At 72.1% G+C, this 25,553-nt stretch carries 23 protein-coding genes; 12 read left to right on the top strand and 11 right to left on the bottom strand.

Annotation, left to right across the window (positions count from 1 at the left end):
- Positions 1-125: 125 nt before the first annotated feature.
- Together ACWC2B_RS35910 and ACWC2B_RS35905 are read right to left on the bottom strand one after the other, a co-directional pair.
- Positions 126-2,180 (bottom strand): FUSC family protein, encoded by a 2,055-nt coding sequence (locus ACWC2B_RS35910; protein ID WP_450724198.1) that lies wholly within the window; start codon positions 2,178-2,180, stop codon positions 126-128.
- Between the two features lie 58 nt (positions 2,181-2,238).
- The gene (locus tag ACWC2B_RS35905) at positions 2,239-3,363 is read right to left on the bottom strand and encodes a DUF2786 domain-containing protein (RefSeq protein WP_450724196.1); all 1,125 of its coding nucleotides are present in this window, start codon (positions 3,361-3,363) and stop codon (positions 2,239-2,241) included.
- A 367-nt stretch (positions 3,364-3,730) separates the two neighbouring features.
- On the opposite strand from ACWC2B_RS35905, the gene ACWC2B_RS35900 reads away from it, so the two are divergent.
- Positions 3,731-4,384 (top strand): DUF4232 domain-containing protein, encoded by a 654-nt coding sequence (locus ACWC2B_RS35900; RefSeq protein WP_450724194.1) that lies wholly within the window; start codon positions 3,731-3,733, stop codon positions 4,382-4,384.
- Between the two features lie 25 nt (positions 4,385-4,409).
- On the opposite strand, the gene ACWC2B_RS35895 is transcribed toward ACWC2B_RS35900, so the two are convergent.
- Positions 4,410-4,937 carry a carboxymuconolactone decarboxylase family protein gene (locus ACWC2B_RS35895; RefSeq protein ID WP_450724192.1) on the bottom strand — a complete coding sequence of 176 codons (528 nt, stop codon included), beginning with the start codon at positions 4,935-4,937 and terminating at the stop codon, positions 4,410-4,412.
- A gap of 61 nt (positions 4,938-4,998) precedes the next feature.
- Here ACWC2B_RS35895 and ACWC2B_RS35890 point away from each other — a divergent pair, with 61 nt between their 5' ends.
- Together ACWC2B_RS35890 and ACWC2B_RS35885 are read left to right on the top strand one after the other, a co-directional pair.
- Positions 4,999-5,580 (top strand): MarR family winged helix-turn-helix transcriptional regulator, encoded by a 582-nt coding sequence (locus ACWC2B_RS35890; RefSeq protein WP_450724190.1) that lies wholly within the window; start codon positions 4,999-5,001, stop codon positions 5,578-5,580.
- A gap of 154 nt (positions 5,581-5,734) precedes the next feature.
- Positions 5,735-6,727: an aldo/keto reductase gene (locus ACWC2B_RS35885; protein ID WP_450724188.1), complete on the top strand. Its 993-nt coding sequence runs from the start codon at positions 5,735-5,737 to the stop codon at positions 6,725-6,727.
- A gap of 182 nt (positions 6,728-6,909) precedes the next feature.
- Here ACWC2B_RS35885 and thpR read toward each other — a convergent pair whose 3' ends face one another.
- Positions 6,910-7,479 carry an RNA 2',3'-cyclic phosphodiesterase gene (gene thpR, locus ACWC2B_RS35880; RefSeq protein WP_450724186.1) on the bottom strand — a complete coding sequence of 190 codons (570 nt, stop codon included), beginning with the start codon at positions 7,477-7,479 and terminating at the stop codon, positions 6,910-6,912.
- Between the two features lie 116 nt (positions 7,480-7,595).
- On the opposite strand from thpR, the gene ACWC2B_RS35875 reads away from it, so the two are divergent.
- Positions 7,596-8,804, top strand: a complete 1,209-nt coding sequence (locus ACWC2B_RS35875) for an FG-GAP repeat domain-containing protein (RefSeq protein WP_450724184.1) — start codon at positions 7,596-7,598, stop codon at positions 8,802-8,804.
- Between the two features lie 91 nt (positions 8,805-8,895).
- Here ACWC2B_RS35875 and ACWC2B_RS35870 read toward each other — a convergent pair whose 3' ends face one another.
- Positions 8,896-10,233 carry an MFS transporter gene (locus ACWC2B_RS35870; protein WP_450724182.1) on the bottom strand — a complete coding sequence of 446 codons (1,338 nt, stop codon included), beginning with the start codon at positions 10,231-10,233 and terminating at the stop codon, positions 8,896-8,898.
- A 27-nt stretch (positions 10,234-10,260) separates the two neighbouring features.
- Positions 10,261-10,704 carry a MarR family winged helix-turn-helix transcriptional regulator gene (locus ACWC2B_RS35865; protein ID WP_450724180.1) on the bottom strand — a complete coding sequence of 148 codons (444 nt, stop codon included), beginning with the start codon at positions 10,702-10,704 and terminating at the stop codon, positions 10,261-10,263.
- Positions 10,705-10,861: 157 nt separating this feature from the next.
- Here ACWC2B_RS35865 and ACWC2B_RS35860 point away from each other — a divergent pair, with 157 nt between their 5' ends.
- The gene (locus ACWC2B_RS35860; RefSeq protein ID WP_450724178.1) at positions 10,862-11,044 is read left to right on the top strand and encodes a ribbon-helix-helix protein, CopG family; all 183 of its coding nucleotides are present in this window, start codon (positions 10,862-10,864) and stop codon (positions 11,042-11,044) included.
- A gap of 25 nt (positions 11,045-11,069) precedes the next feature.
- Here the strand turns inward: ACWC2B_RS35860 and ACWC2B_RS35855 are convergent, their stop codons facing one another.
- Positions 11,070-12,524 carry an NCS2 family permease gene (locus ACWC2B_RS35855; protein ID WP_450724176.1) on the bottom strand — a complete coding sequence of 485 codons (1,455 nt, stop codon included), beginning with the start codon at positions 12,522-12,524 and terminating at the stop codon, positions 11,070-11,072.
- A 204-nt stretch (positions 12,525-12,728) separates the two neighbouring features.
- Between ACWC2B_RS35855 and ACWC2B_RS35850 the strand changes: the two genes are divergently transcribed.
- Both ACWC2B_RS35850 and ACWC2B_RS35845 read left to right on the top strand, forming a co-directional pair.
- On the top strand, positions 12,729-13,019 hold the full coding sequence (locus ACWC2B_RS35850) for a DUF2530 domain-containing protein (RefSeq protein ID WP_450724174.1): 291 nt from the start codon (positions 12,729-12,731) through the stop codon (positions 13,017-13,019).
- 106 nt (positions 13,020-13,125) lie between these two features.
- The gene (locus tag ACWC2B_RS35845; RefSeq protein ID WP_450724172.1) at positions 13,126-15,543 is read left to right on the top strand and encodes a cation-translocating P-type ATPase; all 2,418 of its coding nucleotides are present in this window, start codon (positions 13,126-13,128) and stop codon (positions 15,541-15,543) included.
- A gap of 104 nt (positions 15,544-15,647) precedes the next feature.
- Here ACWC2B_RS35845 and ACWC2B_RS35840 read toward each other — a convergent pair whose 3' ends face one another.
- Positions 15,648-18,752 (bottom strand): sacsin N-terminal ATP-binding-like domain-containing protein, encoded by a 3,105-nt coding sequence (locus ACWC2B_RS35840; protein WP_450724204.1) that lies wholly within the window; start codon positions 18,750-18,752, stop codon positions 15,648-15,650.
- A 415-nt stretch (positions 18,753-19,167) separates the two neighbouring features.
- The gene (locus ACWC2B_RS35835) at positions 19,168-20,079 is read right to left on the bottom strand and encodes a DUF3027 domain-containing protein (RefSeq protein WP_450724170.1); all 912 of its coding nucleotides are present in this window, start codon (positions 20,077-20,079) and stop codon (positions 19,168-19,170) included.
- 337 nt (positions 20,080-20,416) lie between these two features.
- Here ACWC2B_RS35835 and ACWC2B_RS35830 point away from each other — a divergent pair, with 337 nt between their 5' ends.
- The 4 genes from ACWC2B_RS35830 (at position 20,417) to ACWC2B_RS35815 (ending at position 23,962) form a co-directional block, all read left to right on the top strand.
- Positions 20,417-21,781 carry an MFS transporter gene (locus tag ACWC2B_RS35830; RefSeq protein ID WP_450724168.1) on the top strand — a complete coding sequence of 455 codons (1,365 nt, stop codon included), beginning with the start codon at positions 20,417-20,419 and terminating at the stop codon, positions 21,779-21,781.
- 78 nt (positions 21,782-21,859) lie between these two features.
- Positions 21,860-22,357 carry a DUF2771 domain-containing protein gene (locus ACWC2B_RS35825; RefSeq protein ID WP_450724166.1) on the top strand — a complete coding sequence of 166 codons (498 nt, stop codon included), beginning with the start codon at positions 21,860-21,862 and terminating at the stop codon, positions 22,355-22,357.
- Between the two features lie 17 nt (positions 22,358-22,374).
- Complete coding sequence (locus tag ACWC2B_RS35820; protein WP_450724164.1) at positions 22,375-23,115, top strand: futalosine hydrolase; 741 nt, start codon at positions 22,375-22,377, stop codon at positions 23,113-23,115.
- A complete protein-coding gene (locus ACWC2B_RS35815; RefSeq protein ID WP_450724162.1) occupies positions 23,105-23,962 on the top strand; it encodes a 1,4-dihydroxy-6-naphthoate synthase in 858 nt (285 codons plus the stop codon). The genes ACWC2B_RS35820 and ACWC2B_RS35815 overlap by 11 nt, the downstream gene beginning before the upstream one ends.
- A 5-nt stretch (positions 23,963-23,967) precedes the next feature.
- Here ACWC2B_RS35815 and ACWC2B_RS35810 read toward each other — a convergent pair whose 3' ends face one another.
- Positions 23,968-24,351: a cold-shock protein gene (locus tag ACWC2B_RS35810; RefSeq protein ID WP_114039113.1), complete on the bottom strand. Its 384-nt coding sequence runs from the start codon at positions 24,349-24,351 to the stop codon at positions 23,968-23,970.
- Between the two features lie 135 nt (positions 24,352-24,486).
- Here ACWC2B_RS35810 and ACWC2B_RS35805 point away from each other — a divergent pair, with 135 nt between their 5' ends.
- Positions 24,487-24,774 carry a hypothetical protein gene (locus ACWC2B_RS35805; RefSeq protein ID WP_450724202.1) on the top strand — a complete coding sequence of 96 codons (288 nt, stop codon included), beginning with the start codon at positions 24,487-24,489 and terminating at the stop codon, positions 24,772-24,774.
- 57 nt (positions 24,775-24,831) lie between these two features.
- On the opposite strand, the gene ACWC2B_RS35800 is transcribed toward ACWC2B_RS35805, so the two are convergent.
- Entirely contained in the window at positions 24,832-25,464 is a 633-nt protein-coding gene (locus tag ACWC2B_RS35800) for an HAD family hydrolase (protein ID WP_450724159.1), read from the bottom strand.
- Between the last annotated feature and the right edge of the window lie 89 nt (positions 25,465-25,553).

Raw genomic sequence — 25,553 nt, 5'->3', positions numbered from 1 at the left:
GCGTCTGGTGCGTGCGATCGCAAGGCGCCGGAAGGTCCTCGTAGCGGAGCTACTAGGGCGTTTCGGCAACGCCGCGAGCGTGCGTGCCAGACGCCCCGGGCCCGGGCGGGGTTTAGACACAGGCTCTAAGGCGACTTGGGCATGGTGAGGGCGTCGGTCAGGTCGTCGAGGCAGTGCACGACCAGACCGGCCCCTCTGCGCACCACGCGGTCGGGCACACCCTCGCCGTCCCAGGCGGCCAGGGCCTGCTCGACCTCCTCCCACCGCGGCACCCGCCGCTCGCGCACCGCCTTCGCCCCCTGCTCGGTGGCGTCGCGCAGCGCCTCGGCGAGCTTCGCGGCGGCCGGCACCGGCACCGCGTCCCGGTCCGGCAGATGCGCCTCCATCAGCATGGCCGTACGCCCCAACTGGCTGAGCGCGTGGTCGGCTTCCTCGGCCGCCGCACGCGACAGGCCCCGGTGCCGCACCGGCTCGTGGGTGGCCTTGTCGAGCGCCTCCTGCCAGGCGATGCGGGCCGCGCGCGTATCGAGGAGCGCCTGGCGGATCTCGCCCGGGCCGCGGCCCGGGTCGGCGTAGTGGGCGACGACGGCGGAGGCGTAACGGCCGTTGGCGGCGAGCCAGTCGGCGAGCCGGGTGCGAAGCCGGGGCGTCTCCCAGGCCGGGTAGACGGCGTACGAGATCATCGCGAGTGCCCCGCCGAGCAGCGTCAGGAACACCCGGTCGGGCACGGTCTGCGTCCACTGGAGACCGCCCATGCCGAGCAGGAACACGACGTACGCGGAGACGCAGCCGCTCAGCACCGCATAGCCCGTACGCATCAGCAGGTACGCCAGGAACGCGCAGGTCACCGCGATGGCGGCGGACAGACCCGTGTCGGGGTGGGTGAGCTGGACGATGCCGGTCGCGAGCGCGACGCCGACGAGGGTGCCGCCGAACCGGGCGACCGCGCGGGCGTACGTGAGCGAGAAGTCCGGGCGCATCACCATCACGGAGGCCATCGGCGCCCAGTAGCCGTGGCCCAACGGCAGGACGTGGCCCAGCAGATAGCCCGCCGCCGCCACCGCGCAGACCCGTACCGCGTGCCGGAACACCGGTGAGCGGTGGCGGCCCAGCTCGTCGCGCATGGTGCGCAGGGCGAGCGGGACCAGGCGCGGCAGAGTGGGACGCAGGAGCGGTGCCGCTCCTGCGCCGGTGCCGCTGCCCTGGGCGGTTTCGACGACGTCCGCGAGCAGCGCGGTGAGCCGGGCGGCGGCGCGGCGGGCGGGGCCGTTGAGGATGGCGCCGGTGTCGGGGGTGGCGAGCGCGGCCTCGGCGGCGGGCGGGATGACGGGGGCCTCGCCGTGCCGGATGGCCCGGGCGGCCCCGTCGAGGACGGTCGCGGCGGCGGCGAGCAGCTCGCGGACCCGGTCGCGTTCGACGCCTTCCTCGGGCACGCCGAGCGACGGGTCGGCGAGCGAGGCGAGCACCGGCCGGATCCGCTCGGCGACGCCCCGGGCGCCGTGGAGTTCGGCGGGGCGGCGGCGGGCCTCGCGCGGAGTGACGGCGGCTGCGAGCCGGGCGGTCATCAGGGGCTGCGGGTCGAAGGGGGCGACCGGGTCGTGCCGCAGCCGGCGCGCGTAGTCGGCCTCCGCGGCGAGCGCATCGGCGAGCGCGTCACGCTGGGCGCCCCATCTGCGGATCGGGAAAAGGACGACCAGGGCGGCCTGGACGACCCCGCCGAACGCGATCATCCCGGCGTGGCCGGCGGCCTCGACGAGCGAACTCGGCAGCGTGACGGTGACCAGCATGATCGCCACGTTCGAGGATGCGATGACCCCGACGGTCGGGCCTACGGCCCACGCGAGGCCCGCCATGAACGTCCACAGCGCGAGCAGCACCAGGAAGAACGGGGAGTGGGTGCCGACGAGGTAGCCGAGGAAGGTGGAGATCGCGAGCGAAAGCCCCGAGGCGAGGGCGAGGGCGGGTCTTGGGCGCCAGCTGCGTTGGTACGTGGCGATGGCGCCCTGGAACGCGCCGAACGCGGAGCTTGCGGCGACGGAGGCGCCGAAGAGGCTGAGGCTGATCCCGACGACGATGGCGAGGCCGGCCGCGCCGCGCAGGGCGACGAGCGGTTCGAGCCGCCGCCGCTCGACCGTCAGCCCCGAGCGGGCGGTCTCCCTCAGCGCCCGAAGCCAGCTCATGATCCCGAGGGTAGCCCGGCGGGACGCGCCGGGGCTCCGCCCCAGGCGGGCGGGCCCCTCAGCTCCCGCCCTGCAAGCCGCGCATGCGACCCCGGTGGGCGCGGTCCGCCGCCGCGCGGCCGTCGCGCCAGCCCGACTCGTCAAAGACGCCCCGCACTCGCGTGGACACCGTCCGGGGGAACATCTCCTCCGCCCGCCCCGCGACCGCCACTTCCCGCGTCGCCAGGACCGGAAGCAGCGAGCTCCCGAACTCCGCCTCCACATCGCGGGCGGTGGCCGCCAGCAGGTCGCCGAGCCGCCCCGCGTACGCGAGCAGGAAGGACTGGCGGAACGTCTTCGTGCGCTTGCGTCCGCCCGCCCGCTGCGCGGCCTCCGCCTTCGTCATCGCCGCCGTGCCCTGCACGAGCAGCGAGGTGTACAACAGCTCGACCGCCTCCAGGTCGCCCTCGAAACCGACCACCGTCGAGAAGCCGAGTTCCGCGTTCCACACCGCCCGGCAGTGGTTCGCGGACGCGACCGCGTCGAGCAGGATCGCCTTGGCCGTCTCGTACGGCGCGTCCACCCCGATCCGGCAGGCCCCGGGCACCTCGCCGCCCGGCCCGCGCCCGGCGAGCAGCGCCTCGTCCACGCTGTGCCGCGCCATCAGCTCCTGCGCCTTGGTGCTGAGCGCCTCCGCCTCCTCGGGGAACCCGGTCGCCTCGGCCTTCGCGAGCAGCGCGCGGATGCGGGCCAGTGTCTTGGGTTCGCCGTGCACCGGAGGCCCGAGCACCGACGCTCCCGGCGCGGGCCCGGCCGGCTCGATCGCGGGCAGCCCGAGCAGCAGCCGGTACAGCTCAAGTACGGCGGTGGCGTACGAGAAGCGGTCCGCGCGCCAGGCCTCGCCCGGCAGCTCGTCCAGCTGCCCCTGCCACCGCGCGGGCAGCCGCTCGTAACGCCCGAGCTCGTCGCGGATCAGCCCACCCAGGATGCGTACGTGCGGCTCGTCCAGGTCGCGCCGTACGATCCGCACGACATCGGCGGGCTGCCACCCCCGGTCCCAGGCGCGCCGCACGAACTCCCGCCCCCGCAGGGCGAGTTCGGCATCCGCGTCCGGTGCGGCGGCCAGCAGCGAGGCGCCGGCGTCGAGAGCCGCGTCGCCCTCGATGTACAGCGCCGCCGCGAACGCGCGGTCCACGGCCTCCATCACAGCGCCCCGAGTCCGTACGGCCAGGTCACCGCGACGTGCCCCACTGCCATGGAACTGTCTCCTTACGAATGCCGAATGAGCGAATGGCGAACGGACGAGTTCGAATCCGCCCGCACCTCGTCCACGCGCCTCGCTCACGATCGTCCCAGCAATCGAACGGAACCACGAAACGCGGGCCGCGCCCGAGCCGCCCACAGCCTGTGGACAAACTCCGGCGCGCCGGCCTAGTAAGCACCGGAAGGCAGTGGAACCGTCTGGCGGTACGGGACGTCCAGAAGGTGCCCGGCGCGCGGGAGTACAGCAGAGTTCCGCTTGAGAGCGGGCCCGCTGGGCACCCGAACCGACAACGACCGAAAGGATCGCCGTGTTGCGCCTGCGTACCACCTCCCTGGCCGCGACCGCCGTACTCGTCGCCGGCCTGACCCTGACCGCCTGCGGCAGCGACAGCGGCTCCGGCAAGGTCGCCACCGACACCCCGAGCGGCAGCGCCACCGGCACGAGCTCTCCCGGCGGCGACGGCGGCCGCACCATGGCCCCCTCCGGCGGCAGCACCGGCGGCGGCACGAACGCGGGCACCGGAACCGGCGCCGGCACCGGCGGCAACCACTGCCTGACCTCCCAGCTCGGCTTCGCCGTCGCCCCGGGCAGCGGCGCCCAGTCCAAGGGTTCGCAGGGAACCGTCACCATCACGCTCACCAACAAGGGCGCCAAAGCCTGCGAGATGAAGGGCTACCCGGGGGTCGACCTGGTCGGCGGCGCGACCAAGTGGTCGCTCACGCGCGGGACCGCCGAGACCCCGAAGACGGTCACGGTACGGCCGAACGCCACGACCACCTTCAACATCTTCTACCTGCCGTTCAACAAGGGCGACGGTCAGGAGTTCAAGCCGAAAAGCATCGTGATCACCCCGCCGAACGAGGCCCACTCCCACACCCTGCCCTGGGACTTCTCCTCGGTCCTGCTCCAGGACGGGGCCACCCACCCGGGCACCTACATCAGCCCGGTTGGCGCCAAGTAGCGTACGAATACCGTGAGTTGACGCCTCACAGGCCCGCGCCCGTGAGGCGGTTGGCGAAGGTGGACATCGTGTAGGTGCCGATGCCGAGGACCACTTCGAGGGCGTTCCGCTCGGTGTACCCGTACGACAGGAAGTCCTTGACGGTCTCGTCCTCGACTCCGCCGGCCTTCGCCAGGACCGCGAGCGTGAAGCGGCGTACGGCGTCCAGCTTCGGGTCGGCGAGTGGGCGCTGCTCGTGCAGGGCGGTCACCAGGCCCTCGTCGGCGCCCAGCGCGCGCAGCTTGCCGGCGTGCATGGCCACGCAGACGTGGCACTCGTTGCGGACGGCCACCGCCATGATGACGACCTCGCGGGCCACCGGCTCCAGGGTGGTCTGCTCGAAGATCCCGCTCAGCTTGAGGAAGCCGTCCAGGAGGTGCGGGGACGTGGCGAGCCGCGCGACCGGCGGGGTGAGCCGGCCCAGGTGGCGGATGGTCATCTCCATCGACTTGCGCGAGGCGGCCGGGGCCGATTCCAGGGTGTGCTCGGTGAACAGGGTGTGCTCGGTGAACATCGGGCGACTCCACTTTCCGTACGGGCCCGGAGCCCGCCCGCAGCGCGGCCCCGGATCTAGAATGGACAACGTGGTTGACGAAAAAAAGGTAAACCAGGTTGTCGATTCGCGCAACGGCACATCGGCGGATCCGGGTGCCCACAACGGCCCCGCCACGCCCCCGGGCCGCCCCGCGCCGCGCCCCGACGCGCCCGGATACGAACTCCCCCTGCTCCTCTTCGCCGGCTTCCGCTCGCTCATCGACCGGCTGCACGCCGAACTCGCGCGCCAGGGGCACCCGGACATCCGGCCGGCCCACGGCTTCGCGCTCCAGGCCATCGGGCTGCCCGGGTCCACCGCCAGCGAGATCGGGCGGCGGCTCGGCGTCTCCAAGCAGGCGGCCGGCAAGACCGTCGACCGCCTCATCGCACTCGGCTACGCGGAGCGCGCCGACGACCCCGCCGACGCCCGCCGCAAACTGGTCCGGCTCACCCCGCACGGCCTGGACGCGCTCACCCGGTCGGCGGCCATCTTCGAGGACCTGCGGGCGAGTTGGGCCGAAACGCTGGGCCGCGACCGGCTGCGCGAGCTCGAAGCCTCGCTGCGCACCGCCGTCCCGCCGGATGCCTTCCGCCTCGACGCGTCCAGCTGGCTGGGCAGTTGACTGCGCCACCCCCGACGAGACCTTCCCCGGTCCTGACCCCTCCCCGGAGGCCTTCACCTGGTAGTCACGTACGCGGGTACGGCGAGAGACGGGGCAGGAAGTCCCGGCCGGGCCCCTTGCCTTGAGCGCGCTCGAAGACGTTGGCTTGATTCCCATGAAGTACACGCAGCTCGGACGCACGGGTCTCCAGGTGAGCAGGATCGTCCTGGGGACGATGAACTTCGGACCGCAGACCGACGAGGCCGCCAGCCACTCGATCATGGATGCCGCGCTCGACGCGGGCGTCAACTTCTTCGACACCGCCAACGCGTACGGCTGGGGCGAGAACAAGGGCCGTACCGAGGAGATCATCGGCAGCTGGTTCGCCCAGGGCGGCGACCGGCGCGACAAGACCGTCCTCGCCACCAAGATGTACGCCAACATGACGGCCGGCGAGCCCTGGCCCAACCACCACAAGCTCTCGGCGGTCAACATCCGCCGCTCCGTCGAGGCTTCACTGAGGCGGCTCGGCACCGACTACATCGACGTCTACCAGTTCCACCACATCGACCGCCTGACCCCCTTCGAGGAGATCTGGCAGGCCGTCGACGTCCTGATCACCCAGGGCAAGATCCTCTATGCCGGGTCGTCCAACTTCCCCGGCTACAAGATCGCCCAGGCCAACGAGACCGCCGCCCGCACCGGACGCCTCGGCCTGGTCAGCGAGCAGTGCCTCTACAACCTCGCCGAACGCCGCGCCGAAATGGAGGTCATCCCCGCCGCCGTGGACTACGGGCTCGGGGTGATCCCCTGGTCGCCGCTGCACGGCGGGATGCTCGGCGGCATCCTGCGCAAGGAGCGCGAGGGCTCGGGTTCGCGTTCCCAGGGCGGCATCGCGGCCCAGACGCTCGCGAAGCCGGGCGTGCGCGAGCGGGTCCAGGCGTACGAGGACCTGGTCGCCAAGCACGACCTCGACCCCGCCGAGGTGGCGTTGGCCTGGCTGCTCACCCGGCCGGGCGTCGCGGGCCCGATCGTCGGCCCGCGCACGGCGGACCAGCTGGACGCGCCGCTGCGAGCGGTCGAACTCGACCTGCCGCAGGAGTTCCTGACCGCCCTCGACGACATCTTCCCGGGCCCGGGGCCGTCCCCGGAGGCCTTCGCCTGGTAGGCCGTACGAAACGTACGAGAGCCGGCCTACGAGCCGTACGAGCCGCATGAGGGTCGTACCGGCTGTACGAGAGGGGGCGGTCGCGGTCAGCGGACGGCGGCCGCCACCGCCACGACGACGAACATCAGCACGAGCACACCGGCCATGATCCGGTTCCTGGTCTTGGGATCCACCCCTTGAGCCTAACCGCCTCCGCCGAGCGGCCAGTGGGCGACCGCCTCGTAGCGGGGCCGCTCTCCGGGGGTGCCGCCGCTCGGGAGGCTGCTGCGGATCAGGGCCAACTCGCCGACCTGCCACGGGCTGCCCTCGAACGCGGCGAGGCTGTCGACGTACGGCTTCAGGTCCAGCGGCGCCCGGGATCTCGCCAGGGTGAGGTGCGGCACATAGCGGCGGTGCTGGTCCATCGGGATGCCGGAGCGGCGGGCGGCGGCGTCCGCGCGTTCGGCGAGCAGCCGCAGCTGATCGAGGCCGCCCGCGACGCCGGCCCACAGGGCACGCCCGTCGAAGCGGCCGCCGCCGTGCAACCGCAGCTGGAACGGGTCGGTGCGGCGGGCCGCCCTGCGCAGCCGTTCGTGCAGTTCGTCCAGGACCGCCTCGTCGGCCTCGCCCATGAACGCGAGGGTGAGGTGCCAGCCCTCGCGCCCGGTCCAGCGCAGCCGCCGCGCGCCCGGCAGGCCTTCCAACTGCCGTACGGCGCGGCCGAGTTCGTCGATGGCCGACGTTGGGGGAAGTACGGCGGCGAAGAGGCGCATGGGGACAGTCAATCAAGATCGGCACCCTGTGCGGAGCCGCCGAAGGGGCGGGCGTAGGATCCCGTCGCTCGTCTGTGCGGGGCCCCGGCCCCGGCTTCCCTGGGGGGAAATCATCCATGCGGCTCACCATCCGCACCGTTTTGGCGACGGCTGCCGCCGTCGTGGGGTTCACCGTGACCGCGGTCGCCCCGGCCGACGCCTCCGTCGGCTTCGACCACTGCCCGGTGGGCAAGTTCTGCGTCTTCGACCACGCCGACAACCGGGCCCCGATGGACGCGTACGCCGGTCCGCAGGCCTCCGCCGAGCCGTGGGACAACGACGCGCCGGCGGTCTACAACCGCTCGGGGGGCGATTTCTCGTGCATGTGGAGCCCGGCGGAGTTCCAGTACCTGGACCCGGGCCGCGACATGTACCTCTCCGGTCCTGGCATAGGCACCCCACCGGCGAAGCCCACCCCGCCGCACGGCGCGAAGCCCCGTAAGGACGAGAACAGCTCGTTCCGCTGGGGCCGGACGCTGCGCGAGTGCCAGTCGGGCAAGGAGTACTCCGACTGGAACTCCGGTGACGGCCAGGACGCGAAGGCGCTGCCCTTCGGCGACCTCAACGGCGACGGCCAGGCCGACCTCCTCCAGCGCAACTGGAACGGCAGCCTCTACTTCCTGGACGGCGACGGGAACGGCACCTACCTCGGCCGCGGCTGGAACGGCATGACGCTGGCCCGGCACGGCGACCTCACCGGCGACGGCAAGGAGGACGTGCTCGCCCGGGACAGGGCGGGCGTGCTGTGGCTGTACCCCGGCAAGGGCGACGGCCGCCTCGGCAAGCGCTCGCGCCTGGGCGGCGGCTGGGCCGGCATGCGGCACTTCGCGCCCGTGGGCGACCTGGACGGCGACGGGCACGTCGACCTCATGGCGGTCGACAAGTCCGGGCACGCCTGGCTGTACCCGGGCAACGGCCACGGCGGTTTCGGCCACCGCAAGGGCCTCGGGACCGGCTGGAGCTCGACGCTGACGTTCACCGGCACGGGCGACCTCGACGGCGACGGGCACGGCGACGTCGTCGCCAACGACACCTCGGGCAGGCTGTGGCGCTACCCCGGCGACGGGCACGGCGGCTTCGGCCACCGGGTCCTGATCGGCAGCGGGGGCTGGCAGAAGTACCCGACGCTGCTGTGCGTGGGCGACGTACTGGACGGCCTCGCCTGGAACGCGCCCGACCTCCTCGCCAAGTCGGACCGCGAACTCACGACGTACCCGGGCACGGGCAAGGGCGCCCTGGGAGACGGCCACGAGGACTGGAACTGGGCGATGAGCGACATCTTCTGAGCCCGGCCAGGCAGGTTCTGAGCCCCGCTACGCAGGCAGAACGGCCCGGCCCCCGCGTTCGGGGGCCGGGCCGTTCACGTTCCGCGTGCCGTCAGGCGGCCGTCACCAGGGCGGGGTTCCTCGGGACGAATTCGAGGTGCCGGTGGCCGGGCCGTACGTCGACCTTCAGGCGCAGGTTGGCCGCGCGGGCCAGCATCAGGCCCACGCCGATCGCCGCGGCGCCGCAGATGAGACCGCCGAGCGCGAGGCTGACGCGGACGCCGTAGACGTCGGTCAGCCAGCCGAAGAGCGGGCCGCCCAGCGGGGTGCCGCCGGTGAAGACCATCATGAACAGGCTCATCACCCGGCCCCGCATCTCGGGGTCGGTGGCCATCTGCACCGAGGCGTTGGCAGTCACGTTCACCGTGAGGCCCAGGATGCCGACCGGGATGAGCAGCGCCATGAACACGCCGAGGCCGGGGGCGGCCGACGCGAGGAGTTCGAGCACCGCGAACAGGAACGCCGCGAGCGCCAGCATCCGCAGCCGCGTGGAGGACCGCCGGGCCGCGAGCAGCGCGCCGATCAGCGAGCCGATCGCCATCAGGCTGTTGAACACGCCGTACATGCCGGAGCCGCCGTGGAAGACGTCGGAGGCGAACGCGCTCAGCCAGATCGGGAAGTTGAACCCGAAGGTGCCGACGAAGCCGACCAGGACGATCGGCCAGATCAGCTCGGGCCGCTCGGAGACGTAGGCGAGGCCTTCCTTCAGCTGGCCCTTGCCGCGCGGGGCGAGCTTGGTCGGCTGGAGTTCCCTGGTCCGCATCAGCGTCAGCATGAGCAGCGGGGCGGTGAAGGACAAGCCGTTGGCGAGGAACGCCCAGCCGGGTCCGACGGCCGCCATGACCGCGCCCGCGACGGCGGGGCCGACGAGCCGGGCGGACTGGAAGTTCGCCGAGTTGAGGCTGACCGCGTTGCGCACCCGGTCGGGTCCGACCATCTCGGAGACGAAGGACTGCCGGGTCGGGTTGTCGACGACGGTGACCAGGCCGGTGAAGAAGGCCGTCAGGTAGACGTGCCACACCTGGACGTGACCGGACAGGGTCATCACGGCGAGGAACAGTCCGCCGAGGCCCATCGCCGCCTGCGTCACGAACAGGATGTTCCGCTTGGCGAACCGGTCGGCTATGACGCCGCCGTACAGGCCGAACAGGAGCATCGGCAGGAACTGCATGGCGGTGGTGATGCCCACCGCCACGGAGGAGCCGGTGAGTGTGAGGACCAGCCAGTCCTGGGTGATCCGGGCCATCCAGGTGCCGATGTTGGACACGATGGCGCCGGAGAAGAACAGCCGGTAGTTGCGGACCGCGAGTGAGGAGAACATCCCCCCACCGCGCTTGTTGTAGGTAGGGGTAGGTGCGGGGGCGGATGGTGATCCGGTTCCCGTACTCAAAAAGGGTTCGCCTCCTAGCTATGCGCCTTACAGGTGTGCGAGCTTCTCCAGGACCGGGGCGGCCGCGCGCAGCTTCGCCCACTCGTCCTCGTCCAGGCCTTCCGCGAGGGAAGCCAGCCAGGCGTTGCGCTTTCGGCGGCTCTCTTCGAGCATCGCCTCGGCGGTTTCGGTCTGGCTGACCACCTTCTGCCGGCGGTCATCGGGATGCGGCTCCAGCCTGACCAGGCCTTTCGCCTCAAGCAGCGCGACGATGCGGGTCATCGACGGCGGCTGTACGTGCTCTTTGCGGGCCAGCTCACCGGGGGTGGCCGAGCCGCAACGGGCCAGGGTGCCGAGCACCGACATCTCGGTCGGGCTGAGCGATTCGTCGACGCGCTGGTGCTTGAGGCGCCGGCCCAGCCGCATGACGGCCGAGCGCAGGGAGTTCACGGCGGCGGCGTCCTCGCCGCTGCCGTGGGGCAGGTCAGACATGTTCGTTAGAATAACTCATTACTCTGGCTAAATACCACCGGGTTAAGCCCGGGTGTCCAGCGCCACACCGGCGACATCGCGCCACACTTCACCCGAACGAGTGAGAAGCCCGCGGAAAGTGACGCGCGACGCCCCGACGGGCGGCGACCCTCGCTCCATGGGGACCAGCGTGCTCAGCCTGCGGATGGACGGTGAGCTGCTCGAACGGCTCAGACAGCATGCCGCGAAACGCGGAATGAGCGTCCAGGACTATGTGGTCCGGACGCTCATTCGCGACGACTTCGACGAACGCTTCAAAGCGGCGGTCGACGAGACGGAGAAGTTCTACGGGGCGGCGTGAAGCGCCCCGCCGATGGGGCTGATCGCTACGTGAGTCCCAGCGCCGGCATCAGGTAGTAGAAGCCGAACACCGCCGCGACGATGTACATCGCGATGGGGATCTCGCGTGCGCGCCCGGCCACCAGGCGCAGCACCGTGAAGGTGATGAAGCCCATGCCGATGCCGTTGGTGATCGAGTACGTGAACGGCATCATCAGCATCGTCACGAAGGCCGGGATGGCGATCGTCCAGTCCGCCCAGTCGATCTCCTTGATCGAGCCGGACAGGATCAGGAAGCCGACCGCGAGCAGCGCCGGGGTCGCGGCCTGGGAGGGCACCATCGTGGCGAGCGGGGTCAGGAAGAGGGCGACGGTGAAGAGACCGCCGGTGACCACGTTCGCGAAGCCGGTCCGCGCCCCCTCGCCGACGCCCGCCGTGGACTCCACGAAGCAGGTGGTGGCGGACGAGGACGAGGCGCCGCCCGCCGCGACCGCGATGCCGTCGACGAACAGGACCCTGTTCATGCCGGGCATGTAGCCGTCCTCGTCGGTCAGGCCCGCCTCGTCGCTGATGCCCATGATCGTGCCCATGGCGTCGAAGAAGGTCGAGAGCAGCACGGTGAAGACGAAGAGGACGCCGGTCAGGACGCCGACCTTGGAGAACCCGCCGAAGAGGCTGACCTGGCCGACGAGCCCGAAGTCCGGGCTGGCGACCGGGTTGCCCGGCCACTTCGGGGTGGTCAGGCCCCAGGACGGCACCTTGGCCACCGCGTTGATGATCATCGCGAGGACGGTCATCGTCACGATGGAGATCAGGATCGCGCCCGGCACCTTGCGGACCATCAGCGCGAGCGTGAGCAGCACGCCGAGGACGAAGACCAGGACCGGCCAGCCGAGCAGGTGCCCGTTGCCGCCGAGTTCGAGCGGCACGGTGGTGTGCGCGGCGTCCGGGATGCGCGAGACGAAGCCCGAGTCGACCAGGCCGATCAGCATGATGAACAGGCCGATGCCGATCGCGATGCCCTTGCGCAGGCCGAGCGGCACCGCGTTCATGACGCGCTCGCGCAGACCGGTCGCGACCAGGAGCATCACCACGAAGCCGGCCAGGACGACCATCCCCATGGCGTCCGGCCAGCTCATCCGGGGCGCGAGCTGGAGCGCGACGACGGTGTTGACGCCGAGCCCCGCCGCGAGCGCGATCGGCACATTGCCGATGACGCCCATGAGCAGCGTGGTGAAGGCCGCGGTCAGCACGGTCGCGGTGACCAGCTGCCCACCGTTGAGCTGGTGACCGTACATGTCCTTCGCGCTGCCGAGAATGATCGGGTTCAGCACGATGATGTACGCCATCGCGAAGAAGGTCGCGAATCCACCACGGATCTCACGGGCGAGGGTGGAGCCCCGCGCGGAGATCTTGAAGTAGCGGTCCAGGCCGTTGGTCGGCGTGGCGGGTGCCGGCGGCTGAGCTGCGGCGTCGACCTTGTCGGGGGCCGAGGAGGGCATGCGGAACCTCAGTCGTGAAGGGGCGGGGAAACGGCACGTACCCGAACTTCTTTGGACGTTTTAACGAACAGAATGAGTCAGCCGTAAGCCGTTTCAGTATGAATACATAAGTCGAAGATCACCATCTCCGCGCGTAGACCCAAGGGCCGACTGCACAGGGCGTAGTCAGGATTTCCGCGAATAGCCGCGCCCTACACTGATCGCATGGCGAAGTGGACACCCCAGCACGAGGCGCCGGAGCCCCTTGAGGGCCCCGTGGTCGCCACCATCACCGGCGGCACGATCCTCTGGTTCGTCCTCTTCCTCGTCCAGCTCCCCTTCTACGGCTGGTTCGACGACCACGGCCACCTGTGGTGGGTGTGGACCTGCCTGGCCGGCGGCGGCCTCGGCCTCATCGGCATCTGGTACGTCCGCGGCCGCGACGCGGCGATCAAGCGGCACGCCGCACAACAGGCGGCCGACATCGAGCGGGACGCAAGAGCCGAAAGTCAGTAACTCCCGGGACCCTCGTACCGCCAGAGGACCATCCGTCTCCTCCCAGGGTCGGATGTTCGGCCGTCCCGGCAGGTGAAGCGCCCATTCCCCCCGTACCGTCGAAATCATGACGCAGCGCGCCAACATCGACGCCGGGGCGGAACTCGACCCCGTCCATCCCGTGAAGTGCCCCGCCCCGGCGGGCCGGGCCGGCGGGCTGACGACGGCCGAGGTCGCCGAACGGGTGGCGCGCGGCGAGGTCAACGACGTCCCGGTCCGCAGCAGCCGGTCCACCGCGGAGATCGTCCGCGGCAACGTCTTCACCCGGTTCAACGCGATCATCGGCGTGCTCTGGGCGATCATGCTGGTCGTGGCGCCGATCCAGGACAGCCTCTTCGGCTTCGTGATCATCGCCAACACCGGCATCGGCATCATCCAGGAGATGCGCGCCAAGAAGACCCTGGACGGGCTCGCGGTCATAGGCGAGGCCAAGCCGACGGTGCGGCGCGACGGGCGGACCGCCGAGATCTCCACCTCCGAGATCGTGCTCGGCGACGTCATCGAGCTGGGGCCCGGCGACAAGATCGTGGTGGACGGCGAGGCGGTCGAGGCGGACGGCCTGGAGGTCGACGAGTCCCTCCTGACCGGCGAGGCCGACCCCGTCCTCAAGAAACCCGGCGACAAGATGATGTCGGGCGCCTTCGTGGTCGCGGGCGGCGGCGCGTTCACCGCCACCAAGGTCGGCCGCGAGGCGTACGCCGCTCAACTGGCGGAAGAGGCGAGCCGGTTCACCCTCGTCCACTCCGAGCTGCGCAGCGGCATCTCCACCATCCTCAAGTACGTCACATGGATGATGATCCCCACCGCGCTCGGGCTCGTCATCAGCCAGCTCGTGGTCAAGGACAACAACTTCAAGGACTCCATCGCCCGCACCGTGGGCGGCATCGTGCCGATGATCCCGGAAGGGCTCGTCCTGCTGACCTCGGTCGCCTTCGCGATCGGCGTCATCCGGCTCGGCCGCAAGCAGTGCCTGGTGCAGGAACTGCCCGCGATCGAGGGCCTGGCCCGCGTCGACGTGGTGTGCCTCGACAAGACGGGCACGCTCACCGAGGGCGGCATGGACGTCACGGAGCTGCGCCCCCTGAACGGCTCGGACGAGGCGTACGTACGCAAAGTGCTCGGCGCGCTCGGCGAGTCCGACCCGCGCCCCAACGCCTCCCTCCAGGCGATCATCGACGCCTACCCGGACAGCGAGGTGTGGCGCTGCACCGAGTCGCTGCCGTTCTCCTCGGCCCGCAAGTACAGCGGCGCCGCATTCAGCGAGGGCGACGGCGAGAACAGCACCTGGCTGCTGGGCGCGCCCGACGTCCTCCTGAAGCCGGGCGACCCGGCGCTGGCGGAGATCGACGCGCTCAACGAGAAGGGCCTGCGTGTCCTGCTGCTCGCCCGGGCATCGCGCGAGCTCGACGACCCCGACATCGCCTCCGACGCCAAGGCCAGCGCACTGGTCGTCCTCGAACAGAGGCTGCGGCCCGACGCCGCCGACACCCTGCGCTACTTCGAGGAGCAGAACGTCAAGGCCAAGGTCATCTCCGGCGACAACGCGGTGTCCGTCGGCGCGGTGGCCGGGAAGCTCGGCCTGCCCGGCGCGGCCAACACGGTCGACGCCCGCCAACTCCCCGCCGACCAGGCCGAGATGGCCGACGTCCTCGACTCCAACGCGGTCTTCGGCCGGGTCACCCCCCAGCAGAAGCGCGACATGGTGGCCGCCCTCCAGTCGCGCGGCCACACGGTGGCGATGACCGGCGACGGCGTGAACGACGTCCTGGCGCTGAAGGACGCCGACATCGGCGTGAGCATGGGCTCGGGCTCGGAGGCGACACGAGCCGTCGCCCAGATCGTCCTGCTCAACAACAGCTTCTCCACGCTCCCTTCGGTGGTGGCGGAGGGCCGACGAGTGATCGGCAACATCACGCGGGTCGCGACGCTGTTCCTGACGAAGACGGTGTACTCGGTCCTGCTGGCGGTCCTGGTGGTGTGCTCGCAGGTGGAATACCCCTTCCTGCCACGCCACTTGACGCTTCTTTCGACCTTCACCATCGGCATCCCGGCGTTCTTCCTGGCCCTGGCCCCCAACAAGGAGCGCGCCAAACCGCACTTCGTGCGAAGGGTGATGCGGTACGCGATTCCCAGCGGGGTCATCGCGGCGGTGGCCACGTTCGTGACGTACATGATCGCGCGGGCGTACTACACGGGGCCGGGCGAGCTGGACGCGGAAACGAGCGTCACGACGTTGACGTTGTTCCTGGTCTCGATGTGGGTCCTGGCGATCATCGCCCGGCCGTACACGTGGTGGCGGATCGCGCTGGTCGTGTCCATGGGGGTGGCGTTCCTGCTGGTGCTCGCGGTGCCGTGGTTGCAGCACTTCTTCGCGTTGAAGCTGGTGGGGGCGGTGATGCCGTGGACTGCCGTCGGCATTGCGGTGGTGGCGTCGGGGGTGCTGGAACTGGCGTGGCGCTGGGTTGTACGGCGGTGGCCGGACTAGGGAGGGGCCTCCCGGGGTCTGGGGCGAAGCCCCGGCTCACCCCGCCCCGCCGCCCCGGCTCACCCCGCCCCGCCCCAACCCGCAGCCCGCGCCACCCCGCACGCCTAGTCGAACCAGCGGTCCCGGGCCAGTTCGGCCGTCCTCGACGGGTCCTCAAGGAGCGCCGCCACCTCGAATCGCCTGGGCCACTGCCCCGCCGCCCAGGCGAGGCCCGCCGCGACGCCCTCCAGGGTCGCCGCGTGGACCACCCCGTCGGCCGGGCGGCGCCAGTCCAGTTCCACGCCGCCCGCCAGGAGTTCCTCGTGCTCCACGTAGGTCTCCGGCGTGGCCGGGCCGAGAAGGGCCCGTACCGCCGCCGGCACCTCGTGCTCGACGCCCTTCGACGTCACCTCCGCCGAATCCGCCTCGCTCAGCCGCCCCACTTGGAGCAGCTCCGCGAGTTCGGCCGCCCGCGCCGGGGCCACCGGCAGCAGGGCCAGGCCGCCCGCGAGCGGGAGCAGGTCGGGCGCGTCCGCCACCACCGCGTCCGAGGCGTCGACGACCCGCACCTCGCCGTCCACCACCGCCCGCAGTTCGTCGGGCAGGGTGACGTGCTCCGGGTCCAGGTCCGCCAACGCCGTGTACAGGGCGTGGAGTTGAGAGCCCGAGACCGGACGCGCCTCATCGGCCAGGCGGCCGAGCAGCTCCGCCGCACCCCCCGGCTCGTCCAGCAGGGCCGGCACCGACGTGCGTACCCCAAGGGCCCGCAGGACCTGCGCGTCGTCGAAGCCCGTCGCGTCCGCGGACTCGTACAGGCCGGAGAGGAGGGGATCGGAGCCGGCCGCCCGCAGGCCCGCCGGGCGGCGGCCGCCGAGTACGGGGTGGTCGCGCAGCCACCAGGCCGTGTAGGGGCGTACGGACTCGGTCGTGCCGTCGGGCAGCAGGACGCGGACCGGCTGGATCAGCGCGTCCCGCAGCGGCGGCCGGGCCAGCAGGGCGAGGGCCTGCGGCCAGCAGTCGTCGTCGACCAGGTCCAGGTCCCGGACGGCGATGATCTCCGTGGCGACGGGGGGCACCGGGGAGTCGGGCAGGCGGTCCAGGGCGTCTTCGCACCACACGTCCACGGCGTCCAGCAGGCCCGCGTCGTCCGGTTCGGCGAAGTCGCCGTCGCGGGGCTCCAGTTCGTCCGGGTCCAGGACGACGTCGGTGGCCCGTACGAGGGCGAAGGTGGCGAGGACCCCGCACGCGGTGAGCGGCTGCTCGCCCCAGCGCTCGGCCAACTCGCGGTCGACCTCGGCGAGTTCACCCTCCCGGATGACGGCGGCGAAGGGCGATCCGGGCAGGACGAGTTCACCTGCGGGGGCGAGTTCGCCGTCCTCGTCGGGCAGGGCGAGCGCGCCGAGCCAGGGTTCGTCGCCGGGCGCGAGATTCGCCTCGCGCACCAACGTCAGTACGGTGTCGGCGAGTTCGTCCGCGTCGAGGGCGTCCTCGTCCCAGATCTCGCCGCTGTCGAGTGAGCCCGCCACGGCCGCCCGCACCTGAGGGGTCGTCAGGACCGCTCGCGGGGTCGCGGGCAGCGCGCCGAGCCTTTCGAGCAGCGGGTGGGCGGCGTCCGGGTGGGCGACCTTCAGGCCGAGGCGGCCGAGGTCGGCCGGGGTGTCGGAGAGGGGCAGCAGGATCTGCCGGGGGCCGATCACGGTGCGGCCGCCCGCGAGCGGGACGGGGAGCCCGGACAGACGGTCGGGGTCGACGCCGGCGAGCGTGTCGTAGAGCCGGTGCCACCATCCGGGGGCGCGCTCCGCCCCGGCGATCCGCTCGATGGCGTCGCCGAGCGACAGCCGGCCGACCTCCAACGTCCGCAATTCCGGGCGGCGTTCGAGACCCGCGGGAAGCAGGGTGGGCAGGACTTCGGCGAGCACGCGCACCGTGTCCGCGCCCGCGCCCTCGACGACCTCCGCCTCGAACGGGCGCAGCGCCACCAGCTCCTCGGTGGGCGCGGCGGGCGCCAGGAACGCGACGCGGGGCAGCCGTTCCAGGACCGCCGCGCGCAGGGCGCCGTCCAGCTCGCCCCGGCCGAGCGGACCCGGCACCAGGTCGACGGTGGCGGTCGACACCGGCCGCCAGGCGCCGAGGAGTTCGGCGTACGCGTCCGCCGCGCGCTGCACCAGGAAGTCGGTGAGCGGGCCGGGCGCGGGGTGACGGCGCGCCGTGTCGAGCGGGAACGAGGCGATGAGCAGCGCGGGAACCCCGAGCGGCTCGTCGGTGGGGGTCGGCGCGTGCACGACGGCGGCGGTACGGGGCCGCTCGGGCGCGCCGTCCTCGTCGACCGGGACCGCCCACGTCACCGTCCAGTGCGGGCGAAGGCGCTCCTCGACGGGCCGGTCGGCGAGCAGGTCCTTGCCGATGGGCCCGTGATGGCTGACGACACGCCAGCGGTGCGTGGTCTCGTCCCGACTGTCGTCGATGTGCACGTGGGCGCCGTCGTCGGTGGCGGGCACGGAGCGCCTCAACACCCTTGTCGCGTCCGGGGTTTCGACGACGATCTCGGTCAGGCCGGGGAGGGTGAGGAGCAGGGCGTCGTCAATGCCGTCGAGGAGACGGCGTACGAGATCCTCCGCGGTGCCGTCGCGCAGCGGGAGCACCACGACGGTGTCGTACCCCTCGGGGGCGGCGCCCTCGGCGGGCAGCGGCAGCCTGAGCAGCGGTACGTGTCCGTCGCGGCGGCGCAGCTCGTCGCCCAGGCCGGGGCTGGCGTGGGCGGCCTCGGCGGCCAGTTCGCGGGCTTCGGCGAGCGACCAGCGCACGCCGCCGGTACGTCCCACCACGGCGGGTTCGTCGCTCACGGCGAGCACCGCGGCGAACCCGACGCCGAACCGGCCCACGGCCATCTCGGTGTCGGCCCGCTTGGCGCTGGCGCGCAGGGTGGACAGCGACTCGACGCCGATGGCGTCCAGGGGGGCGCCGGTGTTCGCGGCGGCCAGCACGGCGGGGGTGTCGGGGCCCGCGGGGTGCAGGGTCAGCCGGAGCCTGCCCGTGGTGTTCGCGCGGGCGGCCGCGTCGGCGGCGTTCTGGGCGAGCTCCACGACGAGGCGGTCGCGGTAGCCGCCGAGCGCGAGGTCCTCCTCGGCGTTGGCGTCCTCGCGGAACCTGGCCGGGCCCGCGCCCCAGGCGTTCAGGACCCCGCGCCGCAGCCGCGCCGTCCCGAAGGGGTCGGCCCCTTCGGGAGCCATCGCCTTGACGATCACGCCGTACTCCGCTCTGCTCCTGCCCCGCGTGTGCCGGGGGCTGCGGGGCGAAGGTACCGCGCGTTGGGCGTGCGCCTTCAATTCTCCCCACCCCGCCCCTTCCCCAGACCCTCCGGGGGAATCGGGTCGGGTGCGGGCTGGTGCGTCCGGAGGGGCGGGGACGGGGGTCGCGTGCTCGGCGGGGTCCGCTGGGGCTGTGCCCCAGACCCCGGGAGGGCCCCACCCCACCCCTTCCCGAAACCCGCCGGGGGTGGGTGGGATCGGCTACAGCCGGTGGTTCGGGTGCGGGCCGTCCGTGGCTGGTCGCGCAGTTCCCCGCGCCCCCATGCGGGGACTTCGTCCCCCGCACCCCTCTCGGGGCAGGGGCGGAGCCCCCAGCCGCGCCGCGGGTTGGGGCGGGTTACGAGTGACCCAGGTCCTCCGTCGCGTCCGGTGTGTCCGGGACCGAGCCCTCCCGAGGGGGCCGCACGGCCAGGACGTCGGGGGCCACCGTGTCCAGGACCGGCGGGGCCGGACGGGGCGGCTTCGGCATGACCGCCGCCTCGGAGTGGCCGCCGCAGCCGTAGTCCAGGGCCACGACACGCCCGTCCGCGGGACCGAATTCGTTGGCGCAGATCCCGAACGCCTGGGAGAGGGATCCCGCGATCGGGACGAGGAAGGCGCAGGACACGCACGAGGCCGGCGCCGCCTGAGCCATCGCGGTCTTGCCGCCGAAGGACTCCTCCCACCGGTCGGCCGCCGTGTGCAGCCCGTACCGCGACAGGACGCGCGCCCTGCGCATGCCGAGTTCCTCGGCGAGGGCGGCGATGGAGCCGCGCGTGGTGGCCGCCGGGGTCTCCAGGTCGGACAGCTCGGCGTCCTCCGCGTCGACCCGCTCGGCCATCTCCTCGGAGACCACGGAGTTCGGCGGCGGTACGTCCTCGCCGGAATACCCCGGCTCCAGGCGCAGGTCGTCGGCCTCGGTGGGCAGCAGGTCGCCGGGGCCCATGTCGCCGGGGCGCAGCCGCTCGCTCCACGGCACCCACTCCGGGGCCTGGAGGGCGTCCGGGCCGGGCAGCAGGACCGTCTCGTCGAGGGTGACCAGCTTGGCGCGGGACGCCCGGGCGACGGTCACCGCCCAGCGCCAGCCCCGGTAGCCCGGTTCCTTGCACTCGAAGAAGTGCGTGACGACCCGGTCGCCCTCCGAAACCAGGGCCACATGCTCGCCGACCACCCCGGGTGCGGCGGCTTCCTCCGCCGCCTCGCGGGCTAGGTCGACCGCCTCGGCGCACAGGCGGTCAGGGGTACGGCTTCGCGTCGTCGCAGCACTCACAGGTCTCGCTTCTCTCCTACGCCGTCTCACGGGTGCGCCGGGGAGCCGAATGCGTACGGGCGGCGGGCGGAGCGGACCAGGGGGCCGCGTCAACGTCCGCGCCCGGGCGATCAACTGCCCAGCGGCTGTCCAGTTCACTGACCAAGGGGATCCCCCTTGCTCCGTATGAGCGTGGAGGCGCACCTTCTGCGATCCATTCTGCGGGATCGCGGAGAGGCGCGCGGCCTTGGGCAGCCGCGGGCGGCGCGCCTGTCACGCTACCCCCTTCGTGGCCCCCGGCCCACCTGCGCGTCCGAATCCTGGTTCGGGTCGGACGGGCTTGGGGCACTATGGCCAGGTGGCAACCGCAAGGTCGTCAGGGTCTTCGGACGCATCCGGCCGCCTGCGCAAAGCGGGCCGGGCGGTCGGTCGCGCCCTGCATCTGCCGTTCACGGGGACGGCCCGTTCGATCAGAAAAGCGACCCACGCGCACGGCGCCGGTGAGTCGGGGCTCGGCAAACTGATCGAGCTGCACGCGGTGAACGGCGCCGGCGACGTCATGATCACGGTGGCGCTCGCCTCGACCGTGTTCTTCTCCGTTCCGACCGACCAGGCGCGCGGCCGGGTCGCCCTGTACCTGGCGATCACGATGGCGCCGTTCACTCTCCTGGCGCCCGTCATCGGCCCGCTGCTCGACCGGATGCCGCACGGCCGCCGCGCCGCGATGGCCGGCGCGATGCTGGCCCGCGCGCTGCTCGCCCTCACGATGTCCGGCGCGGTCGCCACCGGCGGCCTGGAGCTGTACCCGGCGGCCCTGGGCGTACTGGTGGCGTCGAAGGCGTACGGCGTGGTCAGGAGCGCCGTGGTGCCGCGCCTGCTGCCACCCCGCTTCTCCCTGGTGAAGGCGAACTCGCGGGTCACTCTCGCCGGTCTGCTCGCCACGGGCATCGCCGCCCCGATCGGCGCCGGGCTCTCCCGTATCGGCCCCGAGTGGCCGCTGTACGGGGCGTTCTGCATCTTCGTCGCGGGTACGTTCCTGGCGTTCACGCTGCCCCACAAAGTCGACTCGGCGAAGGGCGAGGCCCGGGCCCAGCTCTCCGACCGCGGCGAACGCGGCGGCCGCAAGCCCAGTCTCCGTACGGTCGGCGTGTCCGTCCTGAACGGCCTGTACGCGAATGCCGCGCTGCGCGCGCTCTCCGGGTTCCTGATCTTCTTCCTGGCGTTCCTGCTGCGCGAGCACCCGCTGTCCGGGCAGAGCGCGGCCGTCTCGCTCGGCATCGTCGGCGTGTCGGCGGGCGTCGGCAACGCGCTGGGCACGGCGGTCGGTTCGCTGCTGCGGGCGCGCGGACCCGAGGTGCTCATCGTGACGATGCTGACGATCGCGCTGGGGGCCGCGGTCCTGTCGGCGGCGTTCTTCAGCGGCCTGATGGTGGCCGTGCTCGGCGCGACAGCCGGGTTCACCCAGGCCCTCGCCAAGCTGGCCCTGGACGCGATGATCCAGCGCGACGTGCCGGAAGAGGTCCGTACGTCCGCGTTCGCCCGATCCGAGACGCTGCTCCAGGTGGCGTGGGTGCTCGGCGGTGCGATCGGCATAGCGCTGCCGCTCAACGGGATCCTCGGCATGGCGGTGGCCGCGGCCCTGCTCGCGCTGGGAGCGGCCGTCTCGGTACGGGGCCTGCTCGGCGCGGCCCGGCGCGGCACGCCGCATCCCCGCGTGGCGTGAGCGACGTACGACGACGTACGACACGGCACGCCGCACCCCCGCGCGGCTTGGCTCGGGGCGACCGATAGCCTTCGCTCCATGACCGTTGCGTTCACTTCCGGTAGGACCCGCCGGGCCGGCCTCGCACTCGCCGCCGCCTCCGCCGGACTCCTCGTCCTCTCCGCCTGCGACAAGCCGACGCCTCTCGCGACCGTGACGGTCGGCACGAACTCCGTGAGCTCCGAGGCGTCCTGCCGCGGCGAGGACGGCCAGCCGCTCGCCGAGGCCAAGCTCACCAGCTGCCTCAGCGGCGTCAAGGACACCAAGTCGATCAAATACGCGCCCGGCGCGACCCTGCGCCTCGGCGTCGACCCCAAGGTCGTCGAGGACGGCGGCAAGTGGATCGCGCTCCTGGACGGCAGCCCGATCACCGAGGCGTCCGCCCAGACCTACCGGAGCTTCCCCGGCGCCGACGTCTTCTCGACCGGCGGGCAGGGTGCCGCGCCGAAGGAGAAGAAGATCAGCATCGTGCGGGTCGACAAGGACAACAAGCCCGAGTCGGTCTGGAGCTTCACGCTCAAGCGCACCAACTCCTGACGGCCGGGCCCCGCCTGATGCGTGTGCTGGTGGTGACCGCGGTGGCGGCGGAGGCGGACTCCGTCGCCGCCGGTCTCGTCCGCGCCGGATACGCGTCGCCGGGCGAGGAAGAACCCGTACCCGTACGTCCCGGCCCCGCGCAGCCGCCACTCGCCCGCTTCCGTGCCGAGGGCCACGACGTCGCCCTTGACGTGCTGCCCGCCGGGGTGGGCCCCGCAGCGGCCGCGGCCGGCACCGCCCTCGCCCTCGCCCGCACCCCGTACCACCTGGTGATCTCGGCCGGGATCGGCGGCGGCTTCCCCGGCGTCGCGCCGCTCGGCTCGCTCGTCGTCGGCTCGGACATGGTCGCGGCCGATCTCGGCGCCGACTCCCCCGAAGGCTTCCTGCCGCTGCCCGAACTCGGCTTCGGCCGTGACCGCCTGGCCTCCCCGCACGGCCTGTGCCAGGACGTCGCCCGGGCACTCGGCGCCCTGCGCGGCACCGTCCTCACCGTCAGCACCGCCACCGGCACCGCCGAGCGGGCCGCCGAGCTCCTGGCCCGCCACCCGTCCGCCGCCGCCGAGGCGATGGAGGGCTTCGGCGTCGCCGAGGCGGCGGACCAGTACGGCCTGCCGGTCCTCGAAATCCGCGCGGTCTCCAACTCCGTCGGCCCGCGCGACCGTTCGGCCTGGCGCATCGGCGACGCGCTCGCCGCCCTCACCGACGCATTCGGGAAGCTCCCGCCCGTACTGGAGAGTTGGACGTCACATGAGCACTGAACCGGCGCTGCGGATCGCCTACTCCCCCTGCCCGAACGACACCTTCGTCTTCGACGCGTGGGCGCACGGCCGGGTGCCCGGCGCGCCCGCGCTCGACGTGACGTTCGCCGACATCGACATCACCAACGGCATGGCCGAGCGCGGCGAGTTCGACGTGCTCAAGGTGTCGTACGCGGTGCTGCCGTGGGTGCTTGAGGAGTACGCGCTGCTGCCGTGCGGCGGCGCGCTGGGACGGGGCTGCGGCCCGCTCGTCCTCACCCGGGAGCCCGGCGTGGAGCTGACGGGCAGGACGATCGCCGTGCCGAGCGAGAAGTCGACGGCGTACCTGCTGTTCCGGCTGTGGGCCGCGGACGTCGTGCCGGGCGGGGTCGGCGAGGTCGTCGTCATGCCGTTCCACGAGATCATGCCGGCGGTGCGCGACGGCAAGGTGGACGCCGGACTCGTCATCCACGAGGCCCGCTTCACGTACCAGAACTACGGCCTGCACTGCCTCGCCGACATGGGCCAGCACTGGGAGTCGACGACCGGTCTGCCCATCCCGCTCGGCGCGATCATCGCCAAGCGCTCGCTCGGCGAGGACACGCTGCGGCTGCTCGCCGAGTCGGCCCGCACCTCCGTGCGGCTCGCCTGGGACGACCCCGAGGCGTCGAGGCCCTACGTACTGGAGCACGCCCAGGAGATGGACCCGGCGGTGGCCGACCGGCACATCGGGCTCTACGTCAACGAGTTCACCGCCGACCTCGGCGAGGACGGCTACGCCGCGGTGCGCGGCCTCCTGACACGCGCCGCGGCCGAGGGGCTCGTACCGCCCCTCGGCCGCGATGCGCTGCGTTTCGTACGGAGTTAACGGAGTTAGACGTCCAACTGGTCGGCCACCGCGCGCAGCAGGCCGGCGATCTTCTTGCCGGCCGCCTTGTCGGGGTAGCGCCCCTTCTCCAGCATCGGCGTGATGTTTTCGAGCAGCGTCGTCAGGTCCTGCACGATGGAGGCCAGTTCGTCGGGCTTGCGGCGCTGGGCTGCGGCCACCGAGGGGGCCGGGTCGAGGACCGTGACGGAAAGGGCCTGGTCACCGCGCTGCCCGGCGACGACTCCGAACTCGACGCGCTGTCCGGGCTTGAGTGCGTCGACCCCGGCGGGGAGCACGGAGGAGTGGACGAAGACGTCGCCGCCGTCGTCCCGGGAGAGAAAGCCGAAGCCCTTCTCGCTGTTGAACCACTTGACCTTGCCGGTAGGCACGTCTGTCCTCGTCCTCGTACTCGTCGTTGTGTGCGGGGCGCCGAAAACGGCTCTGGATAGCACTACAGCGGGTCGCCTTCCGACCCGCCGACACCAAGGCTAATGGTCCAGGGGCAGCTGACAAGACGTCCCGGCCTGTCCTTACGAGCAGGGAACTACCCTGGCGGGGTGAGTACCGAAACCCAGGCCAAGGCCGACCGCGACGCCCCCACCACCGGTGATCGGCTGGTTCGTGTCGGCGTCGTCGTGTTCTTCGTCGGCGCGCTCGCCACGCTGGTCACAGTGGCACCGCTGTTCCTGCACACCGCGACGTTCCCGTCGGTCGCCTATCTCGTCTGCATGCTGATGGGCGTCGGCTTCCTGATCGCGGGAGCGGGCGTGCTGCTCACCGTCGCGGAGCAGCGCCGCCAGGCCCGTGCCTGACCCCGCCGACGCCCACCTGAACCGACCGGCCCCGTACGCGAGTACGAGGCCGCGCTGTCAAGCGCGTTCGGCGGCGTAACCCTTCAACCAGGCCGGAAATGACGTCAGATCGTCGAGGACGACGTCGGCGCCGGCCGCGCGCAGTTCGTCCGCGCCGATCGGCCCGGTCGGCACCGCGACGGACAGGGCGCCCGCGGCCCGCGCGCCGAGCACGTCCCCGAGGTGATCGCCGACGTACACCGCGGCGCCGTGCTCGCGCAGCGCGGTCGCCTTGCCCTCGGCCCACAGCCCGCCGACGACCTCGTCCGGGGTGATGCCGAGGTGGTCGAGGTGCAGCCGGGCCTGCGGCGCGTTCTTGGCGGTGACGACGACCGCGCGGCCGCCGAGCTCCTGGACCGCGCGTATCGCGTCGGCCGCGCCGGGCAGCGCGGGCGTCGGCAGGATCGCGCGCGTGGGATAGATCTCACGGTATTTGAGGACCATCTCCGCGATGAGCTCCTCGGGGAACCAGTGCCGCAGCTCCCAGTCGAGCGGCGGCCCGAGCCTGCTGACGGCCTGGTCGGCGTCGATGTACGTCCCGGTAGTGGCGGAAAGCTCCTGGTAGACGGCGTGGATGCCGGGCCGGGAGTCGATCAGGGTCATGTCGAGGTCGAAGCCGACCGTGGGCGCGTCGAGGGGCATAGGGGCCATTGTGCCCAGGTGGGCGGCGCGCCCGGCCCCCTAGACTGGCGCCGTAGTTAGCCAAGCCTTACCAAATCCCGACCGCCTTGCCTCGACCG

The organism is Streptomyces sp. NPDC001415 (assembly GCF_053597395.1).
The sequence above is the reverse complement of the archived record's forward strand: the minus strand, read 5'-3'. Positions and strand labels throughout refer to the sequence as shown.